The 24,960-nt window shown below is 60.0% G+C and carries 17 protein-coding genes, 2 tRNA genes, 3 rRNA genes and 1 pseudogene (1 of these 23 cut by a window edge); 9 read left to right on the forward strand and 14 right to left on the reverse strand.

The features are described 5' to 3' along the window. Window positions 1-35: 35 nt before the first annotated feature. From AC0R79_RS25745 to AC0R79_RS25755, 3 genes and pseudogenes are all read right to left on the reverse strand, one after another. On the reverse strand, window positions 36-467 hold the full coding sequence (locus tag AC0R79_RS25745) for a methyl-accepting chemotaxis protein (protein WP_236676451.1): 432 nt from the start codon (window positions 465-467) through the stop codon (window positions 36-38). A 156-nt stretch (window positions 468-623) separates the two neighbouring features. Beyond that, window positions 624-1,352 (reverse strand): annotated as a pseudogene (locus AC0R79_RS25750) (PAS domain-containing protein); the annotation flags it as partial. A gap of 117 nt (window positions 1,353-1,469) precedes the next feature. Beyond that, window positions 1,470-2,783, reverse strand: a complete 1,314-nt coding sequence (locus AC0R79_RS25755) for an MFS transporter (RefSeq protein ID WP_474732199.1) — start codon at window positions 2,781-2,783, stop codon at window positions 1,470-1,472. Window positions 2,784-2,982: 199 nt separating this feature from the next. On the opposite strand from AC0R79_RS25755, the gene AC0R79_RS25760 reads away from it, so the two are divergent. The 5 genes from AC0R79_RS25760 to AC0R79_RS25780 all read left to right on the forward strand — a co-directional run bounded on the left by AC0R79_RS25760 (window position 2,983) and on the right by AC0R79_RS25780 (window position 9,967). Then, entirely contained in the window at window positions 2,983-4,401 is a 1,419-nt protein-coding gene (locus tag AC0R79_RS25760) for a short-chain fatty acid transporter (RefSeq protein ID WP_007951749.1), read from the forward strand. Between the two features lie 202 nt (window positions 4,402-4,603). Then, a complete protein-coding gene (locus tag AC0R79_RS25765) occupies window positions 4,604-6,301 on the forward strand; it encodes a molecular chaperone HscC (RefSeq protein ID WP_474732202.1) in 1,698 nt (565 codons plus the stop codon). An 11-nt stretch (window positions 6,302-6,312) separates the two neighbouring features. After that, entirely contained in the window at window positions 6,313-8,025 is a 1,713-nt protein-coding gene (locus AC0R79_RS25770) for a J domain-containing protein (protein WP_474732206.1), read from the forward strand. 61 nt (window positions 8,026-8,086) lie between these two features. Next, window positions 8,087-9,259: a hypothetical protein gene (locus AC0R79_RS25775; RefSeq protein WP_474732209.1), complete on the forward strand. Its 1,173-nt coding sequence runs from the start codon at window positions 8,087-8,089 to the stop codon at window positions 9,257-9,259. Between the two features lie 180 nt (window positions 9,260-9,439). After that, entirely contained in the window at window positions 9,440-9,967 is a 528-nt protein-coding gene (locus tag AC0R79_RS25780) for an SET domain-containing protein (protein ID WP_375747880.1), read from the forward strand. Between the two features lie 8 nt (window positions 9,968-9,975). Here the strand turns inward: AC0R79_RS25780 and can are convergent, their stop codons facing one another. Then, entirely contained in the window at window positions 9,976-10,620 is a 645-nt protein-coding gene (can, locus tag AC0R79_RS25785) for a carbonate dehydratase (protein WP_007951756.1), read from the reverse strand. Between the two features lie 142 nt (window positions 10,621-10,762). Here can and AC0R79_RS25790 point away from each other — a divergent pair, with 142 nt between their 5' ends. Next, window positions 10,763-11,167: a serine kinase/phosphatase gene (locus tag AC0R79_RS25790; RefSeq protein ID WP_221534790.1), complete on the forward strand. Its 405-nt coding sequence runs from the start codon at window positions 10,763-10,765 to the stop codon at window positions 11,165-11,167. 15 nt (window positions 11,168-11,182) lie between these two features. Here the strand turns inward: AC0R79_RS25790 and rimI are convergent, their stop codons facing one another. Beyond that, a complete protein-coding gene (gene rimI, locus AC0R79_RS25795; protein ID WP_007951758.1) occupies window positions 11,183-11,635 on the reverse strand; it encodes a ribosomal protein S18-alanine N-acetyltransferase in 453 nt (150 codons plus the stop codon). Next, entirely contained in the window at window positions 11,628-12,374 is a 747-nt protein-coding gene (locus AC0R79_RS25800; RefSeq protein ID WP_007951760.1) for a hypothetical protein, read from the reverse strand. Before AC0R79_RS25800 ends, rimI begins: the two co-directional genes overlap by 8 nt. Window positions 12,375-12,605: 231 nt before the next feature. Between AC0R79_RS25800 and mksB the strand changes: the two genes are divergently transcribed. From mksB to mksF, 3 genes are read left to right on the forward strand one after another with little or no spacing between them, the layout of a single operon-like run. Beyond that, window positions 12,606-13,886 (forward strand): Mks condensin complex protein MksB, encoded by a 1,281-nt coding sequence (mksB, locus tag AC0R79_RS25805; RefSeq protein WP_162803847.1) that lies wholly within the window; start codon window positions 12,606-12,608, stop codon window positions 13,884-13,886. Next, the gene (mksE, locus tag AC0R79_RS25810) at window positions 13,876-14,577 is read left to right on the forward strand and encodes an Mks condensin complex protein MksE (protein WP_007951764.1); all 702 of its coding nucleotides are present in this window, start codon (window positions 13,876-13,878) and stop codon (window positions 14,575-14,577) included. Before mksB ends, mksE begins: the two co-directional genes overlap by 11 nt. Continuing rightward, a complete protein-coding gene (gene mksF / locus AC0R79_RS25815) occupies window positions 14,574-17,414 on the forward strand; it encodes an Mks condensin complex protein MksF (RefSeq protein WP_474732218.1) in 2,841 nt (946 codons plus the stop codon). The genes mksE and mksF overlap by 4 nt, the downstream gene beginning before the upstream one ends. A gap of 69 nt (window positions 17,415-17,483) precedes the next feature. Here mksF and AC0R79_RS25820 read toward each other — a convergent pair whose 3' ends face one another. The 8 genes from AC0R79_RS25820 to AC0R79_RS25855 form a co-directional block, all read right to left on the reverse strand. Then, window positions 17,484-19,787: a PqiB family protein gene (locus AC0R79_RS25820; protein WP_474732219.1), complete on the reverse strand. Its 2,304-nt coding sequence runs from the start codon at window positions 19,785-19,787 to the stop codon at window positions 17,484-17,486. After that, window positions 19,780-20,403: a paraquat-inducible protein A gene (locus AC0R79_RS25825; protein WP_007951771.1), complete on the reverse strand. Its 624-nt coding sequence runs from the start codon at window positions 20,401-20,403 to the stop codon at window positions 19,780-19,782. Before AC0R79_RS25825 ends, AC0R79_RS25820 begins: the two co-directional genes overlap by 8 nt. Beyond that, on the reverse strand, window positions 20,390-21,049 hold the full coding sequence (locus tag AC0R79_RS25830; protein WP_007951772.1) for a paraquat-inducible protein A: 660 nt from the start codon (window positions 21,047-21,049) through the stop codon (window positions 20,390-20,392). The genes AC0R79_RS25825 and AC0R79_RS25830 overlap by 14 nt, the downstream gene beginning before the upstream one ends. A gap of 149 nt (window positions 21,050-21,198) precedes the next feature. Continuing rightward, window positions 21,199-21,314: ribosomal RNA gene (rrf, locus tag AC0R79_RS25835) — 5S ribosomal RNA — on the reverse strand. Window positions 21,315-21,469: 155 nt separating this feature from the next. After that, window positions 21,470-24,360, reverse strand: a 23S ribosomal RNA gene (locus AC0R79_RS25840). 244 nt (window positions 24,361-24,604) lie between these two features. Further along, a tRNA-Ala gene (locus tag AC0R79_RS25845) sits at window positions 24,605-24,680 on the reverse strand. A gap of 30 nt (window positions 24,681-24,710) precedes the next feature. Beyond that, window positions 24,711-24,787 (reverse strand) — tRNA-Ile (locus AC0R79_RS25850). A gap of 81 nt (window positions 24,788-24,868) precedes the next feature. Then, a 16S ribosomal RNA gene (locus AC0R79_RS25855) occupies window positions 24,869-24,960 on the reverse strand; it runs 1,445 nt beyond the window's last position. Together the 16S, 23S and 5S rRNA genes with 2 tRNA genes alongside form the textbook arrangement of a ribosomal RNA operon.

Here is a 24,960-nt window from a genome sequence, read left to right on the forward strand (position 1 = left end):
GGATGGCCGTCGACCATCCCTTCGCCTTGCACGCATCAGTTGGATAGCTGGTTGGCGAACTGGCCGACTGCATCCACCACTTTCTGCGCGCCGTCCTGGATCTCGACGATCACCGTACCGGCCTCCGCCGCCAGCGCCAGCCCTTGTTCGGCCTGTTGCTTGCCGTCGGTCATCAGGGCCACGGCGTTGCGCGCCATGTCCTGGTTCTGGCGCACCACGCCGACGATTTCCTCGGTCGCCTGGCTGGTGCGCGAAGCCAGTTGCCGCACTTCGTCGGCCACCACCGCAAAGCCTCGGCCCTGCTCACCCGCGCGAGCGGCTTCGATGGCTGCGTTGAGCGCCAGCAGGTTGGTTTGTTCGGCAATGCCGCTGATGGTCTTGACGATGGTGCCGATCACCTGGGATTGCTCGTTCAGCGCCTCGATGCCTTCGCCGGCAGTCTGCATGTGCTTCGACAGATCGCGCATCACATTGACCGCTTCGGTCACCACACGAGTGCCGCGCTGGGCGGTGCTGTCGGTTTGCAGGGACGTGCTGTAAGCAATGTTGGCGGCGTCGGCGACGGCCTGTTCCTGATTGACCTGATCGGTGATCACCGTGGCGAACTTCACCACTTTGTAGAGTTTTTCGTTGGCATCGAGCACCGGGTTGTAAGACGCCTCCAGCCAGACGACACGACCATGGCTGTCGATCCGCTTGAAACGGCCGGCGACAAATTCGCCGTTGTTCAGGCGACGCCAGAAGTTCTGGTACTCGGCGCTGTTGTACTCCTCCGGCTCGCAGAACTGGCGGTGATGTTTGCCCTTGATCTGCGCGAGGCTGTAACCCATGCCTTGCAGGAACCGTTCGTTGGCACTCAGCACGTTTCCGCTGAGGTCGAACTCGATCACGGCGGTCGAACGCACCAGCGCGCCGATCAGGTTTTCGTGTTCGCGGGAGGCCTCGATGGTGCGGGTCAGGTCGCTGGAGAAAATCGAGAAGTGCTTGATCCGGCCATCCGAAGAGCGAATCGGCTGCACGATCGAACGCAGCCACGCCTCTTCGCCATTACCGCGTGAAAGTCGCACAGCGCCAGCGAAATGCTCGCCACGGGTCAGAGCGGCCTTGAAGCGGTGATGAAACTCGTCGGACTTCACATGGGCCGGCACGATGTCTTCGATGGCGCGGCCGATCAGGTCGTGGTTCTTGTAGAGCATTTCGCTGAGGAAATTCTGGTTGACCGACTGAATCCGTCCGTCGGGCTCAAGGGTGAGCACCAGCATCTCGCTTTCCAGGCTCTCCTTCACTTGCAGAAGGCTGGAGAGTTCTTCACGAAGAGCCGCCAGCTCTTGCTTCAGGCGTTTGTTGAACATGGGAAAGCACCGATGGACTGGATGGAGAGCGGGTATGCAGCCTAACCATCGGCCTTGGAAATCTTTTCTGAAGAGCGCTTGAGGCTTGTCCTACAAAAATAGTTACGCCTCGACAATTCAGGCGGTGCCGGCCACCGGACACTGTTCTGCGCGCGGCATGCGCGAGCCGAAATACGCCGCGCTGACGACGCCCACCGCCCCCATCACCGCGCAGAACATCACGCAGATCCACGGACTCCACGGCATCAGACCGATCAGCAGCAACGGTGTGACACTGGCCCAGGCGGCGTAGGCAATGTTGTAGGTGAAGGAGATCCCGGAAACGCGGATCCGCGCCGGGAACAGGCTGACCATCACCGACGGCACCGCACCGACCACGCCACAGCACAAACCGGCGATGGCATAGGCCAGACCGATCCAATCCCCGCCGCTGATCAGGCAGGTATAAAGCAGGCCGATGCCCAGCGGCAGCAGCAGGCTGTAGAGCATGACCGTACGCCAGGCGCCGATGCGATCGACCAGCCGGCCGGCGATCACGCAGCCGATGTTCAGGAAAACAATGCCCAGCGCGCTCAACGCGAAGGTGTGGCCGGCAGTCATGCCGAAGGTTTTTTGCATCATGGTCGGGGTGATGACCACGAACACCACCACCGCCGAGGTCAGCACGCAGGTCAGGAGCATCGCCGGCAACATGGCCAGACGATGATCGCGCAGCACGGTGCGCAGCGGCAGTTCGACCCGCGCCTCGCGCTGCGCTTCCATCGCCATGAACACCGGGGTTTCGCTCAGCCAGCGGCGCAACCAGACGCCGATCACACCGAACACGCCGCCGAGCAGAAACGGATAACGCCAGGCGTAATCCAGCACTTCGGCCGGGGTGAACACTTGCGCCAGGAAGGTCGCGGTCAACGCGCCGATCAGGTAACCGAAGGTCAGCCCGGCCTGCAGAAAGCCCAACGCATAACCGCGATGGCCGGCCGGCGCGTGCTCGGCCACGAACACCCAGGCGCTCGGCACTTCACCGCCCACCGCCGCGCCTTGCAGGATGCGCAGCGCCAGCAGCAACAGCGGTGCGAAATAGCCGATCTGCGCGTAGGTCGGCATGATCCCGATCAGCAGGCACGGCAGCGCCATCATCAGGATGCTCAGGCTGAAGACCTTCTTGCGCCCCAACCGGTCGGCGAAATGCGCCATCAGGATTCCGCCCAGCGGGCGCGCCAGATAGCCGGTGACGAAGATCCCGAAGCTTTGTAGCAGACGCAGCCACTCGGGCATTTCCGGCGGGAAGAACAGCTGGCTGAGGGTCAGGGCGAAGAACACGAAAATGATGAAATCGTAGATCTCCAGCGCCCCGCCCAGGGCCGCAAGGCCGAGGGTCTTGTAGTCGGAACGGCTGAACGGCGCCGGTCGGGCAGTGGAATGGGCAGTCATGGCAAAGAACTCTGGCAGGCAAAAAACCAAGGCGCCCATGGTCTACGCAAACGGGCCGCCGGACAACCCGTTAGACCATAGTCTGATTCGGCAAAACACGGTCACAAAAATCCGCCGGTTGATTTACTGTTGGCACCTGTCCAGACGGGCCGGCCAAGCCCCGAAGACCACAATAAACATAAAAATCCGAGGTATTCCCGTGGCCGTTGATATCGAAGATAGCCGCTCTGCGCGCTTTGCCTTGCGCTGTTCAAGTTTCGCCGAACGCTGGTTTCCCGACTCCTGGGTATTCGCCGCGCTGGCGGTGATCATCGTCGCGCTGGCGACCCTGGCCATGGGCGCCAAACCCACCGACGCCGCCATGGCCTTCGGTGACGGGTTCTGGAGCCTGATCCCGTTCACCATGCAGATGGCCTTCGTGGTGATCGGTGGTTATGTCGTGGCCAGTTCGCCGCCCGCCGTAAAGCTGATCGATCGCCTGGCGCGGATCCCGAAGAACGGCCGCTCGGCCGTGGCGTGGGTCGCGCTGATCTCGATGGTCGCGTCCTTGCTCAACTGGGGTCTGTCGCTGGTGTTCGGCGGTCTGCTGGTACGCGCCCTCGCGCGCCGCACCGATCTGAAAATGGACTACCGCGCCGCTGGTGCCGCCGCCTACCTTGGCCTCGGCGCCGTGTGGGCGCTGGGCCTGTCGTCGTCCGCCGCGCAGTTGCAGGCCAACCCGGCCAGCCTGCCGCCGTCGATTCTGTCGATCACCGGGGTGATTCCGTTCACCCAGACGATTTTCCTCTGGCAGTCGGGAGTGATGCTGCTGGCGCTGATCGTGATTTCGATCATCATCGCCTACGCCACCGCGCCCGGCCCGAACTCGGCGCGTGATGCCAAGGCCTGCGGCATCGACCCGGCCTTCAACCTGCCACCGCTGCAACCGCGCACCCGTCCAGGCGAATGGCTGGAACACAGCCCGCTGCTGATCATCCTGCTGGTGCTGCTGGCGGCCGGATGGCTGTTCCACGAGTTCTCGACCAAACCTGCGATCACCGCGATTTCCGGGCTCAACACCTACAACTTCCTGTTCATCATGCTCGGCGCGTTGCTGCACTGGCGCCCGCGCAGTTTCCTTGATGCAGTGTCGCGCGCCGTGCCGACCACCACCGGGGTGCTGATCCAATTCCCGCTGTACGGCTCGATCGCCGCGCTGATGACCACGGTCAAGGGCACTGACGCCCAGACCCTGGCCCATCACATCTCGACCTTCTTTGTCAGCATCGCTTCCCACGACACCTATGCGCTGCTGATGGGCGTGTACTCGGCGATTCTCGGTTTCTTCATTCCGTCCGGCGGCGGCAAGTGGATCATCGAGGCGCCGTACGTGATGCAGGTGGCCAACGATCTCAACTATCACCTCGGCTGGGCGGTGCAGATCTACAACGCCGCCGAAGCCCTGCCGAACCTGATCAACCCGTTCTACATGCTGCCGCTGCTGGGCGTGCTGGGGCTGAAGGCGCGGGATCTGATCGGTTTCTCGTTCGTGCAATTGCTGGTGCACACGCCGCTGGTGCTGGTGCTGCTGTGGGCGCTGGGTACGACGCTTTCGTATCTGCCGCCCGTCATGCCTTAAACGATGACGACAGGGCGCCGGCTCCGGCGCCCTGTCTTTCCCTTCGACAAAAAGCGACCCGAACGATCCTTCCTGCGGTTGCCTGTCTTAAATAATGGCTCAGAGCCATCATCTTTCTTTACCGCGCCACTGCCTCGGTAATATTCTTGCGCGCCCAATATCTGTTTCATTTTTTGTCTGAGCGCAAAGGGAGTTCGTTGCAATGATCGTCGGGATTGACCTGGGAACCACCAACAGCCTTGTTGCCGTATGGCGCGGCGATGCCACTGAGTTGGTGCCTAACGCCCTGGGGCAGTTCCTGACACCCAGCGTGGTGGGTCTGGACGATCAGGGCCGGATTCTGGTCGGGCAAGCTGCCCGCGAACGCCTGCACACGCATCCGCGTCTGACCGCGTCGCTGTTCAAGCGCCATATGGGCAGTGCGACGGAGGTCTACCTCGGTGATAAAAAATTCCGTCCTGAAGAGCTGTCGGCGCTGGTGCTCAAGAGCCTGAAAGAAGACGTCGAGCGCACCTACGGCCAGACCGTCACGGAAGCCGTGATCAGCGTTCCGGCCTATTTCAGCGACGCCCAGCGCAAGGCCACGCGCATCGCCGGTGAACTGGCGGGCCTGAAAGTCGAAAAGCTGATCAACGAACCCACCGCCGCCGCACTCGCCTACGGCCTGCACCAACGGGACAAGGAAACGTCGTTTCTGGTGTTCGATCTGGGCGGCGGTACGTTCGACGTGTCGATTCTCGAACTCTTCGAAGGCGTCATGGAAGTGCGTGCCAGCGCCGGTGACAACTTCCTCGGCGGCGAGGATTTCGACAACGTGCTGCTCGAGCACTTTATCGATCAGCATCGCAACGTGTCGGACTTCCCCGAGCGCTCCACCATCCTCCAGCCGCTGCGCCGCGAAGCCGAGCGTGTGCGCCGTGCACTGGGCCAGGACGCCAGCGCCGAATTCAGATTGCAGGTCGGCGAAAAGCAATGGACCCAGACCATCACCCAAGCGCAGATGGCGACGCTGTACATGCCGCTGCTCGAACGCCTGCGCGCGCCGATCGAGCGGGCCCTGCGTGACGCACGTATCCGCGTCAGCGACCTTGATGAAATCCTGCTGGTCGGCGGCACGACTCGCATGCCATTGGTGCGCAAACTGGCTGCAGGGCTGTTCGGCCGCTTCCCGTCGATCAGTCTCGATCCGGATCAAGTGGTCGCTCAAGGCGCCGCCATTCAGGCAGCGCTCAAGGCCCGTTCGGCCGCGCTGGAAGAAGTGGTGCTCACCGATGTCTGCTCCTACACCCTGGGGATCGAGACCTCCACTCAGGTCGGTCGCCAGTATGAAAGCGGCCACTACCTGCCGATCATCGAACGCAACAGCATCGTCCCGGTCAGCCGGGTGAAAACCGTGCAGACCCTTCACGACAATCAGGAACAGGTCGTCGTGAAAATCTTTCAGGGCGAAAGTCGCCTGGTTAAAGACAACGTGGCGCTCGGCCAACTGGACATCAAGGTGCCCAAGCGCAAGGCCGGCGAAGTCGAGCTGGATGTGCGCTTCACCTACGACAACAACGGTTTGCTGGAAGCCCAGGTCAGCATTCCCCTGACCGGTCAGCAACATTCGCTGGTCATCGAAAACAACCCCGGTGTACTGACGCCCGAGGAAATCCAGCAACGTCTGCAAGCCCTGGAGCAATTGAAGATCCATCCGCGCGAGCAACAGGTGAACACCCTGCTCAGTGCACGGCTGGAACGTCTGTATCAGGAAAGCCTGGGCGACCTGCGCGATCAGATCGGCTACTGGGCCAAGCAATTCCAGCAGGCGCTGGATTCCCAGGACGAGCGGCAGATCCGTGAAACCCGTACCGAACTGAGCAAGCAGTTGAGCGCCCTCGACCGTAACCCTTGGCAGTAAGGAAGCACGACATGGAATGCTGGTCTGTCCTGCAACTGCCCGAAGACGCCGGGCTGCGTGATATCAAGCGCAGTTATGCGCGCCTGCTGAAAGTCTTCCGCCCCGATGAAGATGCCGCAGGCTTCCAGCGCCTGCGCGAGGCCTATGAGCGGGCACTGTCGATTGCCCAATGGCGCCTGGAAAACGAAGAGACCGAGGAGCACGGCGACGTCATGCTGGCTCCGGGGATCGCCGCGCTGGCGGTGCAAGAGCAGTCCATGGCTCAGCCGCTGCAGAAGACCGGGACCGACGCGTGGGATTACCCTACGGCGCTATTCGAACCAGTGACCCCGGCCGCGCCCGAAGCACCGCTCGAGTCGCAGACCTTGCGGGTACAGCCCCTGAACCCGCAGCCCGTGGAACCGACTGCCGACCCGGCCATTGAAGCCGCATCGCAATTGCTGAACGGCCTCTCGGACACCAATCTGGACGAGCGCTGGGAGCAAGCGCGCCAACAGAATTGTGCGCAAGCGTTCCAGACACTGTTGCTGACGTTGTGCTTCGATCATCCCGCGCTGCGCCTTTCGATTGCCCGTTGGGCGGTGCAGCACCTCGGCTGGCTGGGCCCATGGCAGGAGATCGTCATCGGCGACGGGCAGCGCAGCATTCTCGCCAATGAATTGCTGACGGATTACCGGCAATCGCTGGAAACGCTGCTCGCCTCGCAAAACGAGCGCGAATTTCTCGCGCTGCTCAAGTCTTACACGGCCCAACCCTGGCTCCAGGTGTTCGACCGTCGGGAACACTGGCAGCAGATCATTCTGCAATTGCTGCAGGACACAGAGTGGAGCGTGCCGCTGTTCGACCGTATCTCCCAATTATTTGGCTGGGACGACACCAAGGGCATTCATCCGCAACCGGACTGGCTCTGGCAGGCGCTGATCGAGCGCTGCAACCAGGAAAGCCTCTACGACACCCTGTGTGCCCGGGCCGAAGATCAGCGCAACGGGTCGCCCGACGCTCTGGCCGCGCGGATGCTGATCAGCCCGATGAAGCCGCGACAGCAGAAAGACATGACCGCCCGGTTCATTCCGGCGGACTGGCAGGCCTGCCAGCAGTTGTCGGAAACCCTCAAGTGGCGCTTCCCCGACCTGCTCGCCCGCTTGCCGTACGCCGACGTCTTCTACTGGCGACGCTTTCTGCCGCGCTACATCGCCGCCGAAACCTGGTTGCGCTCATGGGCCGCGATTGCGCTGGCGCTGTGGCTGTTTTATCTGCCCGCCGAGCACAAGACCACGGCGATGAGCATCGTCATTCCCCTAGCCTTCGCCTGCGTTCCTGTCTGGTTTTTCCGGATCGGCTTGAGTTACTGGTTTCTGATCAGCGCCCATTTGATCGTTCAGGACCTGTGGTTGACCGAAAGGATCATTCCGCGCCGATGGAACCCTGATACCCGCTGGCTCGTGCTGCGCCATGGCGTGCCGCAAGCCGTCATGATCCTGCTGTTCTCGGTCATGCTCGGTGGGCTGGGAGCCTTCACCTATATCGGGGTGATCCTGATCGGGCTCTGGCACAAGCGGCGCATCGGCACGCTCGATCCGGAGTTCAGCGACAAGCACCCGTGGCTGACCGCACTGCACTGGGCGCATTTCAGCCCGTTGCAGCTGCTGTTTCTGGTGGTCATGACCGGCGTGACTCTCGCCAGTCAGCTTGGTTATTCGCTGAAACACCTGTTCCCCGGCTAGGCTAGACGCGGGCCGGATTGCCCTCCACCAAGGTTTTACCCTCGCTGAAAAGGATCTGAGCATGTTGAAACTCGCAGGCCTCACCCTCGCGGCGCTCACGTTGAGCGCCGCGGCCCACGCCGATGTCGACCTGAAACTGGGCAGCACCGAACGCGTCACCCGCCTCTTCGCCTACCCCAACAATTGCAGCGTGATCTGCTTTCGCAACTGGACGCTGGAGCAGACCGTCGCCCATTACCTGAGCCAGAGCGTGCAGCGCGACGGCTACACCAACGCCAAAGTGCTGGTGAAAAACGACAACGATCAGCTCTACGCCGAAATCAGCGGCGTACCGACGGGCTACGACAAGCCGCTGACCGCGCTGCTGGACGCCGGCGATCTGGCCTACAACGGCGCCAGCAAACTCAATGCCGACGGCAAATGGGCGTACAGCTGGTACCTGTTCCTGCCGCTGGGCATGGCCCTGGAAAACCGCAAAAGTGTCGAGCTGCTGCACTTTCCGCCGGATTACTCGCTGACCCAGGCCCAGGATTACCTGCGCTCGAACACCACCGACCGCTGGGCCGCGCTGCTGACCGACAATGGCATCCCCGCCGACCAGACGCCGGCCTACCAGACCATCATCGACATCGCCCCGATCGCCGCGCCCGCCAGCGCCGGCAAGGATCTGGAAGGCGTGTACGACTACTTCAAGGATTACCAGACCACCATGGTCAAGCAGGTCAGCCAGAACGCCAGCGGCGCCGTGCTGCCGATGGTTGCCTTTGGTGCGCCGGTGCGTAACTGGATCAAGCAGCAATACGGTGCGACCGTGAATGTACTGGGCCTGGCGACCATCAGCCCGAGCGCGGGCGTAAACGTGCCGGTGCTGGGATCCAACCACCCGAGCTACATCTGGTACGCCGCCGACCCGAGCAACTACACCGGCGACGATGCCCAGGCCAAGGCCGATGCGGCGGGTCTGAAGGTGATGGGGCAAGACTTGAGCGCCGCCTGCTGGCAGGCCGGGATGGGCAGCAAACCGGGCACCGATCCGAAGACACTGCTCAACAGCTGCACCCAGTCCTGGCAAGTGACGCAGAAAGCCAAGACCTGCGAGCTGTTCTACACCACGATCCGCAACGAGACCGTGGCACAGGCGGACAAAACCTGTTCGACCGCACCGGTCAAATCCCAACTGCAACAGCTGAAAAGCCCATTGCCGGACATGGCCGCGCCCGCCGCCCACCTCTGATCAATCGGACATTCTTCCCGTGTCAGCCTTGGCTGACCCGGGAAAGCGTCTATTTCGCCTGTCAGATCTGACAGTAGACCGTTAGTGTGATTTGCGGGATCTTGGATCCAATGATCGTGTTGCAGGACTGGCAGGATGTCAGTCGATGGAAATTGCGACAACGAGCCAACAGGGACCGTTATGAACACTTACGCACTACCGGGCAAACCGGCACGCGATACCGAGGGCATTTATCCTTCTGCCGGGCTCCCCGTGCGCATGGGATTTCCGTCAAAGCAGGATTTCGAGATTGTTCACGATTCCGAGGGCGTAGCCACCGCTGTCGTAGCGTGCCGGGCATTCCTGCGCATCACCCGAATGTGCCGGATTTCAGGCCAACTTCTGCCCTATCGATGCCGGCAGACCCGGCAACTGCTGGCCGGTATCCACCTCTACGATCCGCGTTTTTGCGGTGCGTTCGAGCATTGCTGCGACCCGAACACCTTTCTCGACATGAGCGAGTTATGGGTGTGGGCCCTGCGCGATATTCTGGAGGGTGAAAGGCTGACTATCGATTACACCGCCACCGAAGACAAACTGCTGCGGCAGTTCGCCTGCGGTTGCGGATCCTCGCGCTGCCGAGGGTGGATCACCGGTTACGATGAATCACCCAATCTCGAAGGCCAGCGCTATCTATTGAGCTGGCGGCGACGGCAAGGTTTACGCTGAACGACCGATCAGGGCGCGCCGACCGGACGCAAGCGGTACTGCGGCGGCAACTGCTCGAAACCGCTGATCGTGGTGTTCAGGCTCTTCCAGCGACCATCCTTGATGCCGTAGATACAGCCGTGGATCGACAGGCTTTGCCCGCGATGCCAGGCGTTCTGGATGATGCTGGTGTGGGCGACGTTGGCCACTTGCTGGATCACGTTGAGCTCGCACAGACGGTCGACCTGCTCTTCTTCGGTCGGCAGCTTGGCCAGTTCTTCGCGTTTTTCGTAATACAGGTCGCGGATCGAACGCAGCCAGCCGTCGATCAGGCCGAACTGACGATCCTGCATCGACGCCCGTACACCGCCGCAACCGTAGTGCCCGGTCACCAGGATATGTTTGACCTTGAGCACGTCCACTGCGTACTGGATCACCGACAGGCAGTTGAGGTCAGTGTGCAGCACCACGTTGGCAACGTTGCGGTGAACGAACAGATCGCCCGGCAGCATGCCGACGATTTCATTGGCCGGCACCCGTGCGTCGGAGCAGCCGATCCACAGATATTCAGGCGTCTGCTGGCGGGCCAGCTTGGCGAAGAAATCCGGGTCTTCCTTGGTGATCGCGTCAGCCCAACGCTCGTTGTTATCAATCAGGTCTTGTAAGTCGTGCATGCTGTAAGGCCTCAAGAAAGATGCGCTGGTATGACTGTCGACCGCCCGTCGGGGTCACGCTGGGGTCGTGGGTGATTTGCTTTGAATTTCTCGTGCGCCCGGTGAGTCCACCTCAGTAAGGCCCACAGTATGAGGAATTGCCATGACTGATTCACGACGTCCATATGATGCGGTGCAACCGGAGCCCATCGATGATAACGAAGACCGCATGGGTTCGGTGCATGAGCTGGATTTCGACGACGAACAGCCCAGTGCGAAGATCGGCGATGAACTGCCCGAGCGCGAGCGCGAACAGTTGATGCCCCGTGACCGTGTGCGTGAAGCCGGTTTCACCGGGGCATCGACCGCCGATCACGAGCCTACCGACGATGACCTGAGCCCGGAAACCCTGATCCGTGAGGACGGTGCCCGGGATGCCCACGAACTCGGAGAAGGCAATCAGGCCGACTGGGATCTGAGCGTGGTCGACGAGGACGATATCGGCGGCGGCAACGGGCTGGATGAAGCGGAACTGGCGCGCCGCGATCCGCTGGATCGCAAGCGCTGAGGACACCTGCCGCGATCAGTCGACGAGCGTGCAGGCCATGACCACGGCATCTTCACGCCCGCCGACCGCCGGGTAGTAATCCCGGCGCCGGCCGATCTCGTTGAAGCCATAGCGCTCGTACAGGCGAAAAGCCGAGGTGTTGCTGTCGCGCACTTCCAGGAAACATTCCCGGGCATCGGCGGCGTAGGCGCGGGACATCAGGTATTCGAGCAGGGTCAGCCCCAACCCGCGGCCCTGGTTTTCCGGCTTGACCGTGATGTTGAGCAGGTGCGCCTCATCGAGAATGATCTGCACCACCCCGTGTCCCACTTGCTGCTCACCTTCGAACATCAGCCATATCTGGTACTTGCCCAGGCCGTCGAGAAAAATCCCGCGGGTCCACGGATGGCTGTACGCGGCGAATTCAATCTTCAGCACAGCGTCCAGATCCGCCTCGGTCATCGGGCGAAACGATACTGCGTCACTCATTCGATTCTTTCCAGCGCGCCATCAGCCGACGCATGGCTTGCCACACGGCGGCCTTGCGCTGTGGCTCTTCCATCAACAATTCCAGCCCCGGCACGGCCCACGCCAGGCCAAGACCCTCGATTTGCAATTCACGGTTGAAAGCTTCGGCATCCGCTTCACCGGCAAAGCGCACTGCCGGCAGGCCGATCAGCCACAGGCAGGCGCACGGCGCCGCCTCCATCTGCACCGACAGGAAACCCTGGACGAAATCCCGGGCCGCTTCCGGGCCCTGATCCATCGTGCCGCGGTTCAGCCATGGCCAGCGCACCGGCTCACCGACAATCTGCGGCGCGTCCGGCAGACCGGCGGCACGCAGCATGTCCTTGAGCAACAGATAAGCAGGATCGCGGGACTGAAAGGCTTCGCCTGTGGGTAACTCCACCAGCAGCAGGCAACGGCCGGCGCGCAGCAATTGCAGGGCAAAACGCGGTGGCGGCACCGGCGCTGGCTTGGCCACCACAGGTGTTTCGTCGACTTCTTCGACCGGTTTGGCGCCCGTGCGGGTGCTGGCCAGCGAAGGTCGCGGAACCTCGATCTTCGGCCGTTCGACCGGACGCGCGGCCGGCTGCTCCGGCGCTTCGGCCGGGGTAGCCGGGATCACCGGTGCGGCAATCTCGGGCTCGGGCATGTCCAGCAGCTCGGGCCGCGACGGCGCGGCAAAGGGCAATTCGGTGCGCGGCAGCCAGTTGACCACCTGCATGGCGTTCAAATAGGCGCGGCGGCGGGACTCGATTAGCAAGGGTCGGCCACTTGTGGATAACTGAAGTGCGCTGATTCTACCGCCCTTCGCTCAAGATCGCGCGCTGTTGATCGATAGTCTTGACCGATACCTTGACGCAAAGAAAAGCGACAGCCCGTCCCGAGAGTGAATCGCATCCTTCGTGATGCAGTACAATCGCGGCTTTTAATCGCCAACCAGCCGGCCATTCCGATGATCGAACCCAAGCGCGTCTTGCGCGCCCTCGCTGAACACTGGGCACTTCTGGAGCCACTGTGCGAGCACTTCGACCAGGGCACCCTGAGCCTCAACGAACTGCGCACGCAACTGGCCGCCCAACAACTGGACAGCACGCCGCAGGACATCACCAGCCTGCTCGACGTGTGGATCCGCCTCGACATTCTGGTTCCCGTGGCGAAAAGCCCGAACCGTTTCGAGCTCAATGCGCAGATCCACGACTTCCTCGCCTACCTGCGCCGCGAGCACCGTCTGGGCCTGTGCCTGGAAATCGAAGCCTATCTGCGTCACCTCGAGCGTCTGGCCGGTTATATCCAGGATGCGTTCGACGTCCGTGACGGCAATGATCTGGCCCGCCAGCTGCGCCTGCTCGACATGCGCGTGCGCGATGTTCTGAAGAAACTCGACAACGACGAACAGGCGCTGGTGGCCGTGGCCGAACGGGCCAAGACCAGCGACCGGCAGATTCCGCTGCGTCAGCGTTACGCCGAAGTACTGGCGACGTGGGACGAATATGTCGAGCCGATGATCGATCTGGTGAACGCCGACGGCGCCTTCGAGCAAGGCGTACGCAAGGTCGAAACCGTGCTGCTGAAGATGCTCAGCGAACAGCAGCGCCTCGGCCATCTGGTCGATGACGACATGCTGCTGCGCACCCACGCGCGCATCCTCGAAATGCAGACCAGCGCCCAGCTGACCTTGCGTCACGCTCGGGAATTGCTGCTGCCGCTACGTGAAGAAGCCCGCCGACACAACGCCGTGACCCGTGGTGCTGCGCTGGCGCTGGCCGCGATCCGCCGCAAAGGAATCGACGCCGTGCCGCAAGCCGCGATGCCGCTGTTCACCCGGCCGCAAAGCACCTTCCTTGGCAGCGCCAGTCAGGTTGAAGCCTACGTCTACGCCCTGGCCCGTTTCGAGCCGAAACCGGCGCGTTTCCCCAAGGCGCACAAATCGCAGAAGACTGGCGATGCCCCGCGCGCACCGCGCACCGTGCGCGAGATGGTCGACCGCTGCGAAGAATCCCTGCCGATGCCGGACCTGATGACCTGGCTGCTGGAGCAGGAGCCGGACGGCGCCACCGACGAATTGCTTTACTGGTTCTCGCGCCTGTCGCGGGAAAAACGCTTCAAGCGCGAGCGTCTGGAACGCCGCGAATACCACACTCACGAGCACCAGGTCAGCCTGCGCTCCTTCGCCCTGCTCTCGGCCGGCGACACCGCCGCCGAGGATTCTGCGAGCATCCCCAATGCATCTTGATCTATCCGAACTGTCGCAACTCGCGCCGATCTTCCGCGAGCTGTTCAAGGGTTACCACGTCAGCCGCCGCGACCCGGAGCTGTACGCGCAACTGTCGAACTTCCAGGACCAGTACCGCACGCTGTTCAAGGCGCTGGGCTTCGAACTGGTCTGCGACACCCGTGGTTTCTACTACTTCGTGCCAGACATGGCCGCTGCGGCGGTGAACAAGACTGCTCAGCGTCTGGCGCTGTTCACCTTCATCCTCGTCGAGCATCTGGCCGATCAGGGCCGCGATCCGATCGCCGTGCTCGATGGCGGCAGCCTCGGCCGCGAAGAACTGCCGTCGCTGCTGGAAAAGTACCGCGACCTGTTCATCCAGGCCGAAGTGCAGACCGTTGAAGAGCTCGAAGAAAAAATCATGCGCCGCATGACTCAGCTCGGCTTCGCCAGCGAGGAAAACGGCGTGTACCGTTTCCTGCCGCCGATGCACCGTTTCCTCGACGTCTGCCTGTCGGTTCAGCAAGACCGCGATCTGGCGGCCAGCGTGCACAGCGTTCTGCCGCTGCCGGCGCCGGTGCTGATCGACGAAGCCGCCGAGGCGAAATTCCTCGCCACTGACGACCCGCTCGATCTTTCCGAGTTTGAAGAAGAGAGCGAAGAAGACGCACTGGCCCGCGCCATTGCCGAAGAACAGGAGTCCGACGCATGAGCCAGGAACGCTACGGCATCCGCCGCTTTGCCCTTTTGAACACCGCCGGTTACAGCCTTGGCCTGTTCCCGTTGGAAGAACCGCTGTCGGTCTACGGCGCGAACAACCTCGGTAAATCCGCCTCGATCAACGCCTTGCAGTTCCCGATCCTGGCGCGCATGTCGGACATGAGTTTCGGCAAGTACAGCCTGGAACAATCCCGGCGTTTCTACTTTGCCTCCGACACCAGCTACATCCTCGTCGAAGTGAACCTGCCCCACGGCCCGCACGTGATCGGCGTGGTCGGTCGCGGCCCGGGTGGTGGTTTCGGTCACCAGTTCTTTGCCTATGCCGGCAAGCTCGACCTGGCGCATTACCAGAAGAACGACACCTGCCTGCGTCAGAAAGAGCTGTTCAGCAACCTTGAGAAAGAAGGCCTGAAAGCCTACGAACTGAAACCGGATGAGCTGCGTCGTTTGCTGGTTGGCGGTCACACGTCGATCCCGCTGGATCTGACGCTGATCCCGCTGCGCTCCACCAGCGAGCAGAGCCTGAAGACTTTCCGCGCGCTATTCATCAACCTGCTGCACATGCGTGAAATCACCGCAGCCAAGCTGAAGCAGCTGTTCCTCGATGCGTTCGAACACAGCCTGCGTTCCGGCAGCGTCGATTACATCGCGGCGTGCGAAGAAGCCTTCCGCGACGTGCGTCGTATGGAACAGGACTACAACTCGCTGGTGGCTGCCGGCCCGTTGGTCGAAGCCTTGGCCAACGGCGTGAAACAGCGCGATGTGTTGCGTGGCAAGTTGCATCGCCTGTCGCCGCTGCTCGACTCGTTGCTCGGCACCTGGTCGGACTACGCCACGGCACGCAAGGAAGAACTGACCATTCAGGCCGAGCACTACCGTCGCGAGCAGGACGATCTGCAAAACGATCAGCGCGGCGGCACTCAGGAACTGATGCGTCTGGAGCGGGAAATCTCCGGCATCCAGCGCTGGCTCGGCGAATTGTCCGTTCTGAAGAACCGCTTCGCGCTGGTCGATGACGTCAAGGTTCTGGAGCAACAACTGCTGGCGGCCAAGGACGCTCACGACGAACTGGCCGGTGCGCTGGCGCAGTCCCGTCAGTTCAGTGCCGAGGATCTGGAAGAACGTCTTCGCGATCTGGAAAAACGCCTGAAGTCGGTGAAGCAGCAACTCGATCACGCCGACAACAACAGCTACGCACGTCTGCGCGAAGAGTTCTCGCAGCAGGATGTCGAGCGCCTGATGCGCCTGTTCAACAGTGCGCTGTTCAGCCTGCCGCTGGGTGAACACGGCATCACCCTCGACGACGATGGCGAATGGGTGAAATCGGTCGAGCTGATCCTCGACGGCTTCAAGGGCGAGCGTTTCGAAGTGCCGGGCCTGTCGATCGACATCTCGCACATCGAGCCGCCGGCTCTGCAGGCCTTGGCCGACCGTGCCGCGTTGCGCGATCAGAAAGAGCGTCTGGAAAAAGAGCTCAAGCAACTCAAGACCCAACAAGCCGTGGCCGCCGACCGCGCCGCGAGCAAGACCCAGACCGAAGCGCTGTACCAGCAGGTGCTGGATGCGCAGAAGGCGCTGGAAGATTTCCGCCGCACCCAGACCCTGAGCGCCGAAGAAGGCGACAAGCTGGAACAACTGGCGCAGATGGAAGCCGCGCAGGACGAACTCAAGCGTTCCAGCGATGCGTTCACCGAGCGCGTCCAGCAACTGTCGGCCAAGTTGCAACTGGTCGGCCGGCAGATTGCCGACATGGAAGCCAAGCAACGCACCCTCGACGATGCCCTGCGTCGTCGTCAGCTGTTGCCGGCAGACCTGCCGTTCGGTACGCCGTTCATGGATCCGGTCGACGATTCGATGGACAACCTGCTGCCGCTGCTCAACGACTATCAGGACAGCTGGCAAGGCCTGCTGCGCGCCGACGGCCAGATCGAAGCGCTGTACGCGCAGGTGCGCCTGAAAGGCGTGGCCAAGTTCGACAGTGAAGACGACATGGAGCGCCGTCTGTCGTTGCTGATCAACGCTTACGCGCACCGTACCGACGAAGCCCTGACCCTGGGCAAGGCCCGTCGTGCAGCCGTGACCGATATCGCGCGGACCCTGCGCAACATCCGCAGCGACTACGACAGCCTCGAGCACCAACTGGCGCTGTTCAACCGCGAGATCAACAAGCGTCAGGTGTCCAACCTGCAGAGCTTCCGCATCGTACTCGCACCGAACAAGGAAGCGCTCAAGCACATCGACCAGATCATCCACAGCGCCGGTCAGTACGAAGAAGGCGAAACCCTGTCGGTGTTCGACCTGAGCCAAAGTGCGGAACAGGACAACAAGAACGAAGAGGCCAAGGAATACCTGGCGCGGCTGGTGGCGGCGAACCACAACCAGCTCGGCCTCAAGGACTTGTTCGAACTGGCGTTCGAGATCACCAAGGTCAATGGCCAGCCGGTCATCCACACCGACATCGATGGCGCGGCGTCCAATGGCACCACGATGACCATCAAGGCGCTGACCAACATGTACTTGTTGCTGCACTTGATGGACCGCGACCTGGCCGGTCGCGTGCGTCTGCCGTACTACCTCGACGAGGCAGCGGACATCGACGAGAAGAACCAGGCCGCTCTGCTGGAAACCAGCCTGCAACTGGGCTTCGTGCCGATCCTGGCGAGTGTGAAGCCGCAGGTCTGCGCCAGTGTCGCCATCGACCTGGAAGGCGGCAGCGGCCCGGCCGGTATCTACATCGACGAGGCGGACTGGAAGTACATCCGTCGCCACGATGTGGTGAAGGCTACGATCAATGTCGAAGCGGACGAGCCGGAGCTGGATGCGGTTTGATGCGTAACTGACGGGCACAAAAAAGGGCCGCGATCCATTGGATCGCGGCCCTTTTTCATGGGCTCTCGATTATTTACCGAGGGGAATTTTCGGCGCCCAGTTCAGCCACTCGTCTTCGAATTTGTCGAACAGCGGGAAGGTTTGTTCGGCGCGCGCGGGGTTGCCCATCTTCTCGCCGTCCGGTGTGGCGAAGGCAATACCGCCCTGAATCACTGTCTCAAGCGACTCCGTGCGTACGGTCACGCCTTTGAACAGGCCGATGTCGAAACCGACGCCGCTGGTGTTCCAGAAGCGACTGCCGCTGCGCACCAGTGGCGCGTATTTTGGTTCGATCAGGATGTGCACCAGTACGCGATCCGCGGTCTGGCCCAGTTCGTAACCGGTGACTTTGCCTACGGTGATCTCACGGTAGGTGACCGGCACGCCCGGTTTCAGCGAGCCACGACGGGCAGCGCTCAGTACCAGACTCAAGCCAGCCTCTTGCTTGGTCACCTCTGGCGCATTGGCCAGGGCCACGAAGTTCTTCTGCGGGCCGAGGTTCTTGGCCGCCGGTTGCACTTCGATGTACTGGCCGGTGACCAGGGTCTCCAGGTTCGAGGTCTTGATCAGACCCAACTCCGGTTTGACCACCCAGAACTGACTGCCGACCCGGGCGATCTTCTCCGGCACTTCAGTGATGCGCGCGGTGAGGATTACCGATTGCAGATCATCGGTCAGGTCGACACTTTCAATCTTGCCGACATCCAGGCCCTTGAAGCGAACCGGGGTGCCGCTGCGCAGACCGTCCGCGCGATCGACCTTGATGGTGACGACGGCGCCTTTCTGATTCGCTTCATCATGGTTGGCGAACAGACGGAAACGCGGAATGCGCTTTTGCAGCGGTGCCTTGGCTTGAGGCGTTTCGAAGGCGATGCCGCCGGCCATCAGGGTCTGCAACGATTCACTCTTGACCTGAATACCGCCGGTCAACCCGCCGGTCAGTGTGACGCCGCTGACGTTCCAGAACCGGGTCGAGGCGTTGACCAGGTTTTCGTATTCCTTCTCGATATGGACGCCGATCACCAGTTGCTTGCGTGTCTTGGAGAACTGATAGCTCTGCACCGAACCGACCTTGACCTGCTTGTAGAGGATCGGACTGCCGACGTCGATCGAGCCGAGGGTGTCGGTGAACAGCACCAGGTGCAGGCCGGGTGCGCGCAGATCGAGCGGCGGGGCTTTTGGCCGGGCTTCGAATTCACGCTGTGGCGCACCGCCCTTGTCGCCCGGGCGCACGGCGATGTAGTTACCTTTTACCAACGCTTCCAGACCGGTGATGCCGGCCAGGGAGATCGATGGTTTGACCACCCAGAATTGCGTGCCGGTCACCAGATAGTCTTCGGCCAGCGGATCGAGGGTCAGTTCGGCGGTCGCGCTGGACAGGTCCGGATCGATCTTCAGCGCTTTCAGGTTACCGACCTGAATGCCTTTGTACATCACCGGGGTACGCCCGGCTTGCAGGCCTTCGAAATCGCTGAGTTTGACCTTCACACGGATGCCGGCGGCGGCCGCATCGAAGTCTTCGTAAAGACGGAACGGCAGACTTGGATCGGTGGGCGGGCTGTCTTTGCGGTTCTCCGGGGTGGCGAAGGCAATACCGCCGGCGACGATACTGGCCAGGGATTCGCTGCGCACTTTCACGCCGGACAGGTTGGCGTCGATGCTGATGCCGCTGGCGTTCCAGAAACGGGTGTGTTTGCGCACCAGTTTGGCGTAGGTCGGTTCGATGAACACCTTGAGCTCGACCGTGCTCTGGTCTTCCGACAGCACGTAACTTTTGATCTGCCCGACTTTGATCTGCTTGTAGAACACCGGGCTGCCGCGATTCAGCGAACCGAGGCGATCGGCCTTGATCGTCAAGTGCAGACCGGGCTTCGAATCCGATAGCGGCGGCTCTTCGGCCAGGGCCTTGAACTTGCGGGTCGGCTCGCCTTCACCGGGACTGATGGCCACGTAGTTACCCGATACCAGGGTTTCCAGGCCGGTGATCCCGGCCAGGGTCACGCTCGGCTTGACCAGCCAGAAACGGGTGCTGGTCTTCAGGTACTGATCGACATCCTTGTTCATCTCGATGGTCGCGATGACACCTTTGGAGTTGCCTTCATCATCGAGCTTGAGGGCTTTCACCTTGCCGACCGGCATGCCTTTGTAGACCACCTCGGTCTTGTTGGCCTGAATGCCTTCACCGCTTTCAAACCGCACCTGAATCTCGATGCCGGTTTCGGTGTAGGCACGCCAGCCGAGCCAGCCGCCGATAATCAGGGCGATCAGGGGCAGCACCCAGATGGCAGACCAGTTCGAAGCCGGTCGGGTTTTCGCTACAGGCAAATCAGTCATGGTCGGCGTCCGACTCCGTGTTATCCCAAATCAGTCGGGGATCGAAAGTGACAGCGGCGAGCATCGTCAGAATCACCACACTGGCGAAGGCGATGGCGCCAAGATTGGCTTCGACACTGGCAAGCCGGCCGAAGTTGACGACCGCCACCAGAATGGCGATCACGAAAATATCGAGCATCGACCAGCGGCCGATGAACTCGATGAACCGATACATCCAGATCCGCTGACGGGCGGACAACGGCTGGCGGCGCTGTACAGAAAACAGCAACAGCGCGATGCCCACCAGTTTGAAAGTCGGCACCAGGATGCTGGCGATGAACACCACGGCGGCGATTGGAATCATGCCGTGCTGCACCAACTGAATGACGCCGGACATGATCGTGCTCGGGTCACCCTGGCCCAGAGAGCTGACGGTCATGATCGGCAGTACGTTGGCCGGGATGTAGATAATCGCGGCCGTGATCAGCAGCGCCCAGGTTCGCGCGAGGCTATTGGGGCGCCGGGCGTGGACCAGCGCGCCGCATCGGGTGCAAGTCTGCACATCGCTGTCGGTATCCTGCCTGTTCAGTTCGTGGCATTCGGTACAGATCAGAATGCCTGCATCAATCGCCCGCATGGGCATCTTCTCCTGATAACGCCTGCCAGATCTGGTGCGGCGACATCACCACTTCGAGCCAGACCTGAACCAGTAACAAGCCGATGAAACACGCCAGACCGAGGCCCACGGTGATAGCCGCCATGTCCGCCAGTTTGACGATCGCGACCAGGACGCCCATGAGGTAGACCTCGAGCATGCCCCAGTCTTTGAGGTGGTGATAAATGCGGTAGAGCAGCAGGCCATAACTGCGTCCGATGTTGAAACGGATAGTCAGCAATACGATCAACTGACACAGCAGTTTCAACAGTGGAATCGCCATGCTGCAAAGGAATACGACAACCGAAACACCGCGCATATCGGTGTTGAACAGACCGATCACACCGCTCCAGACCGTGTCCTGCGACGATTGTCCGAGAACATTGAGCTGCATGATGGGTAAAAAGTTCGCCGGCACGTAGAGCAACAGCGCGGCAATGACCAGGGCGAGGCTGCGCTGCACCACGTTATGGCGGTGAGCGTACAGTTCGTAACCGCAGCGTGGGCAGAGGGCTTTTTCGCCGTGAGCAAGCTTGGGCTTGCGCATCAGCAGATCGCACTCATGGCAGGCCACCAAGTCATCCAGCGGTAAATCTGACAGCCCTGGGGCGTCAACCGAATCTGACATAAGGGCTCTGGCTCCGAAAAAGTTGGGATCTATTCTAGTGTTCTGATTCGAAAATAACTGTGCAAATTTGTTCGCTGACGCGAGCAAAAACTTTCCTGCGGGCAAAACAAAACCCCAACTGCTTTCGCAATTGGGGTTTCGGAATTTAATCTTGACGATGACCTACTCTCACATGGGGAAACCCCACACTACCATCGGCGATGCATCGTTTCACTTCTGAGTTCGGGATGGGATCAGGTGGTTCCAACGCTCTATGGTCGTCAAGAAATTCGGGTACTGAGTCGTGACCAGATGGCCTCGCTTCAGCAAATTGGGTATGTGACAGCTAGGTGTTTTGTGAGCGTCGAACTTTCGGTTCATTTTCGTCTTCACACACCGCAATCTGGTCTCTTTCGAGTCTACAGATTGCTTGGGTGTTATATGGTCAAGCCTCACGGGCAATTAGTATTGGTTAGCTCAACGCCTCACAGCGCTTACACACCCAACCTATCAACGTCGTAGTCTTCGACGGCCCTTCAGGGAACTCAAGGTTCCAGTGAGATCTCATCTTGAGGCAAGTTTCCCGCTTAGATGCTTTCAGCGGTTATCTTTCCCGAACATAGCTACCCGGCAATGCCACTGGCGTGACAACCGGAACACCAGAGGTTCGTCCACTCCGGTCCTCTCGTACTAGGAGCAGCCCCTCTCAAATCTCAAACGTCCACGGCAGATAGGGACCGAACTGTCTCACGACGTTCTAAACCCAGCTCGCGTACCACTTTAAATGGCGAACAGCCATACCCTTGGGACCGGCTTCAGCCCCAGGATGTGATGAGCCGACATCGAGGTGCCAAACACCGCCGTCGATATGAACTCTTGGGCGGTATCAGCCTGTTATCCCCGGAGTACCTTTTATCCGTTGAGCGATGGCCCTTCCATACAGAACCACCGGATCACTAAGACCTACTTTCGTACCTGCTCGACGTGTCTGTCTCGCAGTCAAGCGCGCTTTTGCCTTTATACTCTACGACCGATTTCCGACCGGTCTGAGCGCACCTTCGTACTCCTCCGTTACTCTTTAGGAGGAGACCGCCCCAGTCAAACTACCCACCATACACTGTCCTCGATCCGGATAACGGACCTGAGTTAGAACCTCAAAGTTGCCAGGGTGGTATTTCAAGGATGGCTCCACGCGAACTGGCGTCCACGCTTCAAAGCCTCCCACCTATCCTACACAAGCAAATTCAAAGTCCAGTGCAAAGCTATAGTAAAGGTTCACGGGGTCTTTCCGTCTAGCCGCGGATACACTGCATCTTCACAGCGATTTCAATTTCACTGAGTCTCGGGTGGAGACAGCGCCGCCATCGTTACGCCATTCGTGCAGGTCGGAACTTACCCGACAAGGAATTTCGCTACCTTAGGACCGTTATAGTTACGGCCGCCGTTTACCGGGGCTTCGATCAAGAGCTTCGCGTTAGCTAACCCCATCAATTAACCTTCCGGCACCGGGCAGGCGTCACACCCTATACGTCCACTTTCGTGTTTGCAGAGTGCTGTGTTTTTAATAAACAGTCGCAGCGGCCTGGTATCTTCGACCGGCGTGGGCTTACGCAGCAAGTGCTTCACCCTCACCGGCGCACCTTCTCCCGAAGTTACGGTGCCATTTTGCCTAGTTCCTTCACCCGAGTTCTCTCAAGCGCCTTGGTATTCTCTACCCAACCACCTGTGTCGGTTTGGGGTACGGTTCCTGGTTATCTGAAGCTTAGAAGCTTTTCTTGGAAGCATGGCATCAACCACTTCGTCGCCTAAAGGCAACTCGTCATCAGCTCTCGGCCTTAAGATCCCGGATTTACCTAAGATCTCAGCCTACCACCTTAAACTTGGACAACCAACGCCAAGCTGGCCTAGCCTTCTCCGTCCCTCCATCGCAATAACCAGAAGTACAGGAATATTAACCTGTTTTCCATCGACTACGCTTTTCAGCCTCGCCTTAGGGACCGACTAACCCTGCGTCGATTAACGTTGCGCAGGAAACCTTGGTCTTTCGGCGTGGGTGTTTTTCACACCCATTGTCGTTACTCATGTCAGCATTCGCACTTCTGATACCTCCAGCAAGCTTCTCAACTCACCTTCACAGGCTTACAGAACGCTCCTCTACCGCATCACTTACGTGATACCCGTAGCTTCGGTGTATGGTTTGAGCCCCGTTACATCTTCCGCGCAGGCCGACTCGACTAGTGAGCTATTACGCTTTCTTTAAAGGGTGGCTGCTTCTAAGCCAACCTCCTAGCTGTCTAAGCCTTCCCACATCGTTTCCCACTTAACCATAACTTTGGGACCTTAGCTGACGGTCTGGGTTGTTTCCCTTTTCACGACGGACGTTAGCACCCGCCGTGTGTCTCCCATGCTCGGCACTTGTAGGTATTCGGAGTTTGCATCGGTTTGGTAAGTCGGGATGACCCCCTAGCCGAAACAGTGCTCTACCCCCTACAGTGATACATGAGGCGCTACCTAAATAGCTTTCGAGGAGAACCAGCTATCTCCGAGCTTGATTAGCCTTTCACTCCGATCCACAGGTCATCCGCTAACTTTTCAACGGTAGTCGGTTCGGTCCTCCAGTCAGTGTTACCTAACCTTCAACCTGCCCATGGATAGATCGCCCGGTTTCGGGTCTATTCCCAGCGACTAGACGCCCTATTAAGACTCGCTTTCGCTACGCCTCCCCTATTCGGTTAAGCTCGCCACTGAAAATAAGTCGCTGACCCATTATACAAAAGGTACGCAGTCACAGAACAAAGTCTGCTCCCACTGCTTGTACGCATACGGTTTCAGGATCTATTTCACTCCCCTCTCCGGGGTTCTTTTCGCCTTTCCCTCACGGTACTAGTTCACTATCGGTCAGTCAGTAGTATTTAGCCTTGGAGGATGGTCCCCCCATATTCAGACAAAGTTTCTCGTGCTCCGTCCTACTCGATTTCATGACTAAGAGACTTTCGCGTACAGGGCTATCACCCACTATGGCCGCACTTTCCAGAGCGTTCCGCTAATCTCAAAGCCACTTAAGGGCTAGTCCCCGTTCGCTCGCCACTACTAAGGGAATCTCGGTTGATTTCTTTTCCTCAGGGTACTTAGATGTTTCAGTTCCCCTGGTTCGCCTCTTGCACCTATGTATTCAGTACAAGATAACCATCTTATGATGGCTGGGTTCCCCCATTCAGACATCTCCGGATCAAAGTCTGTTTGCCGACTCCCCGAAGCTTTTCGCAGGCTACCACGTCTTTCATCGCCTCTGACTGCCAAGGCATCCACCGTATGCGCTTCTTCACTTGACCATATAACCCCAAGCAATCTGGTTATACTGTGAAGACGACATTCGCCGAAAATTCGAATTTCTCAACTAAGAGAACTCACAAATTTTACCTTAGCCTGATCACCACCAGTGAAAGTGGCCATCAGTCTATCTTTCTATCACATACCCAAATTTTTAAAGAACGAACTAGTCAAAGACTAGAAATCAACATTCACCATCACAACGATGGAATGCTCATTTCTAAGCTCTTACTTCAGAAGCAGTAGTGGTGGAGCCAAGCGGGATCGAACCGCTGACCTCCTGCGTGCAAGGCAGGCGCTCTCCCAGCTGAGCTATGGCCCCGTATTTCTACAGGCGTTTCCCACACAAAATTGGTGGGTCTGGGCAGATTCGAACTGCCGACCTCACCCTTATCAGGGGTGCGCTCTAACCAACTGAGCTACAGACCCAATTTCGGGCTGCTTCTTTCGTCTTCTTCAATGAATCAAGCAATTCGTGTGGGAACTTATGGAGCAGCTGATGTCGTCGATTAAGGAGGTGATCCAGCCGCAGGTTCCCCTACGGCTACCTTGTTACGACTTCACCCCAGTCATGAATCACACCGTGGTAACCGTCCCCCCGA

This window comes from Pseudomonas sp. HD57-3 (assembly GCF_056113135.1).

Coding starts and splice junctions, on each gene's coding strand:
- can (WP_007951756.1), bottom strand. CDS start 10,620: ATGCACGACTTACAAGACCTGATTGATAACAACGAGCGTTGGGCTGAC.
- AC0R79_RS25745 (WP_236676451.1), bottom strand. CDS start 467: ATGCGCGATCTGTCGAAGCACATGCAGACTGCCGGCGAAGGCATCGAG.
- AC0R79_RS25790 (WP_221534790.1), top strand. CDS start 10,763: ATGACTGATTCACGACGTCCATATGATGCGGTGCAACCGGAGCCCATC.
- rimI (WP_007951758.1), bottom strand. CDS start 11,635: ATGAGTGACGCAGTATCGTTTCGCCCGATGACCGAGGCGGATCTGGAC.
- AC0R79_RS25775 (WP_474732209.1), top strand. CDS start 8,087: ATGTTGAAACTCGCAGGCCTCACCCTCGCGGCGCTCACGTTGAGCGCC.
- AC0R79_RS25755 (WP_474732199.1), bottom strand. CDS start 2,783: ATGACTGCCCATTCCACTGCCCGACCGGCGCCGTTCAGCCGTTCCGAC.
- mksB (WP_162803847.1), top strand. CDS start 12,606: ATGATCGAACCCAAGCGCGTCTTGCGCGCCCTCGCTGAACACTGGGCA.
- AC0R79_RS25800 (WP_007951760.1), bottom strand. CDS start 12,374: ATGCAGGTGGTCAACTGGCTGCCGCGCACCGAATTGCCCTTTGCCGCG.
- AC0R79_RS25765 (WP_474732202.1), top strand. CDS start 4,604: ATGATCGTCGGGATTGACCTGGGAACCACCAACAGCCTTGTTGCCGTA.
- mksE (WP_007951764.1), top strand. CDS start 13,876: ATGCATCTTGATCTATCCGAACTGTCGCAACTCGCGCCGATCTTCCGC.
- AC0R79_RS25770 (WP_474732206.1), top strand. CDS start 6,313: ATGGAATGCTGGTCTGTCCTGCAACTGCCCGAAGACGCCGGGCTGCGT.
- AC0R79_RS25825 (WP_007951771.1), bottom strand. CDS start 20,403: ATGCGGGCGATTGATGCAGGCATTCTGATCTGTACCGAATGCCACGAA.
- mksF (WP_474732218.1), top strand. CDS start 14,574: ATGAGCCAGGAACGCTACGGCATCCGCCGCTTTGCCCTTTTGAACACC.
- AC0R79_RS25780 (WP_375747880.1), top strand. CDS start 9,440: ATGAACACTTACGCACTACCGGGCAAACCGGCACGCGATACCGAGGGC.
- AC0R79_RS25830 (WP_007951772.1), bottom strand. CDS start 21,049: ATGTCAGATTCGGTTGACGCCCCAGGGCTGTCAGATTTACCGCTGGAT.
- AC0R79_RS25820 (WP_474732219.1), bottom strand. CDS start 19,787: ATGACTGATTTGCCTGTAGCGAAAACCCGACCGGCTTCGAACTGGTCT.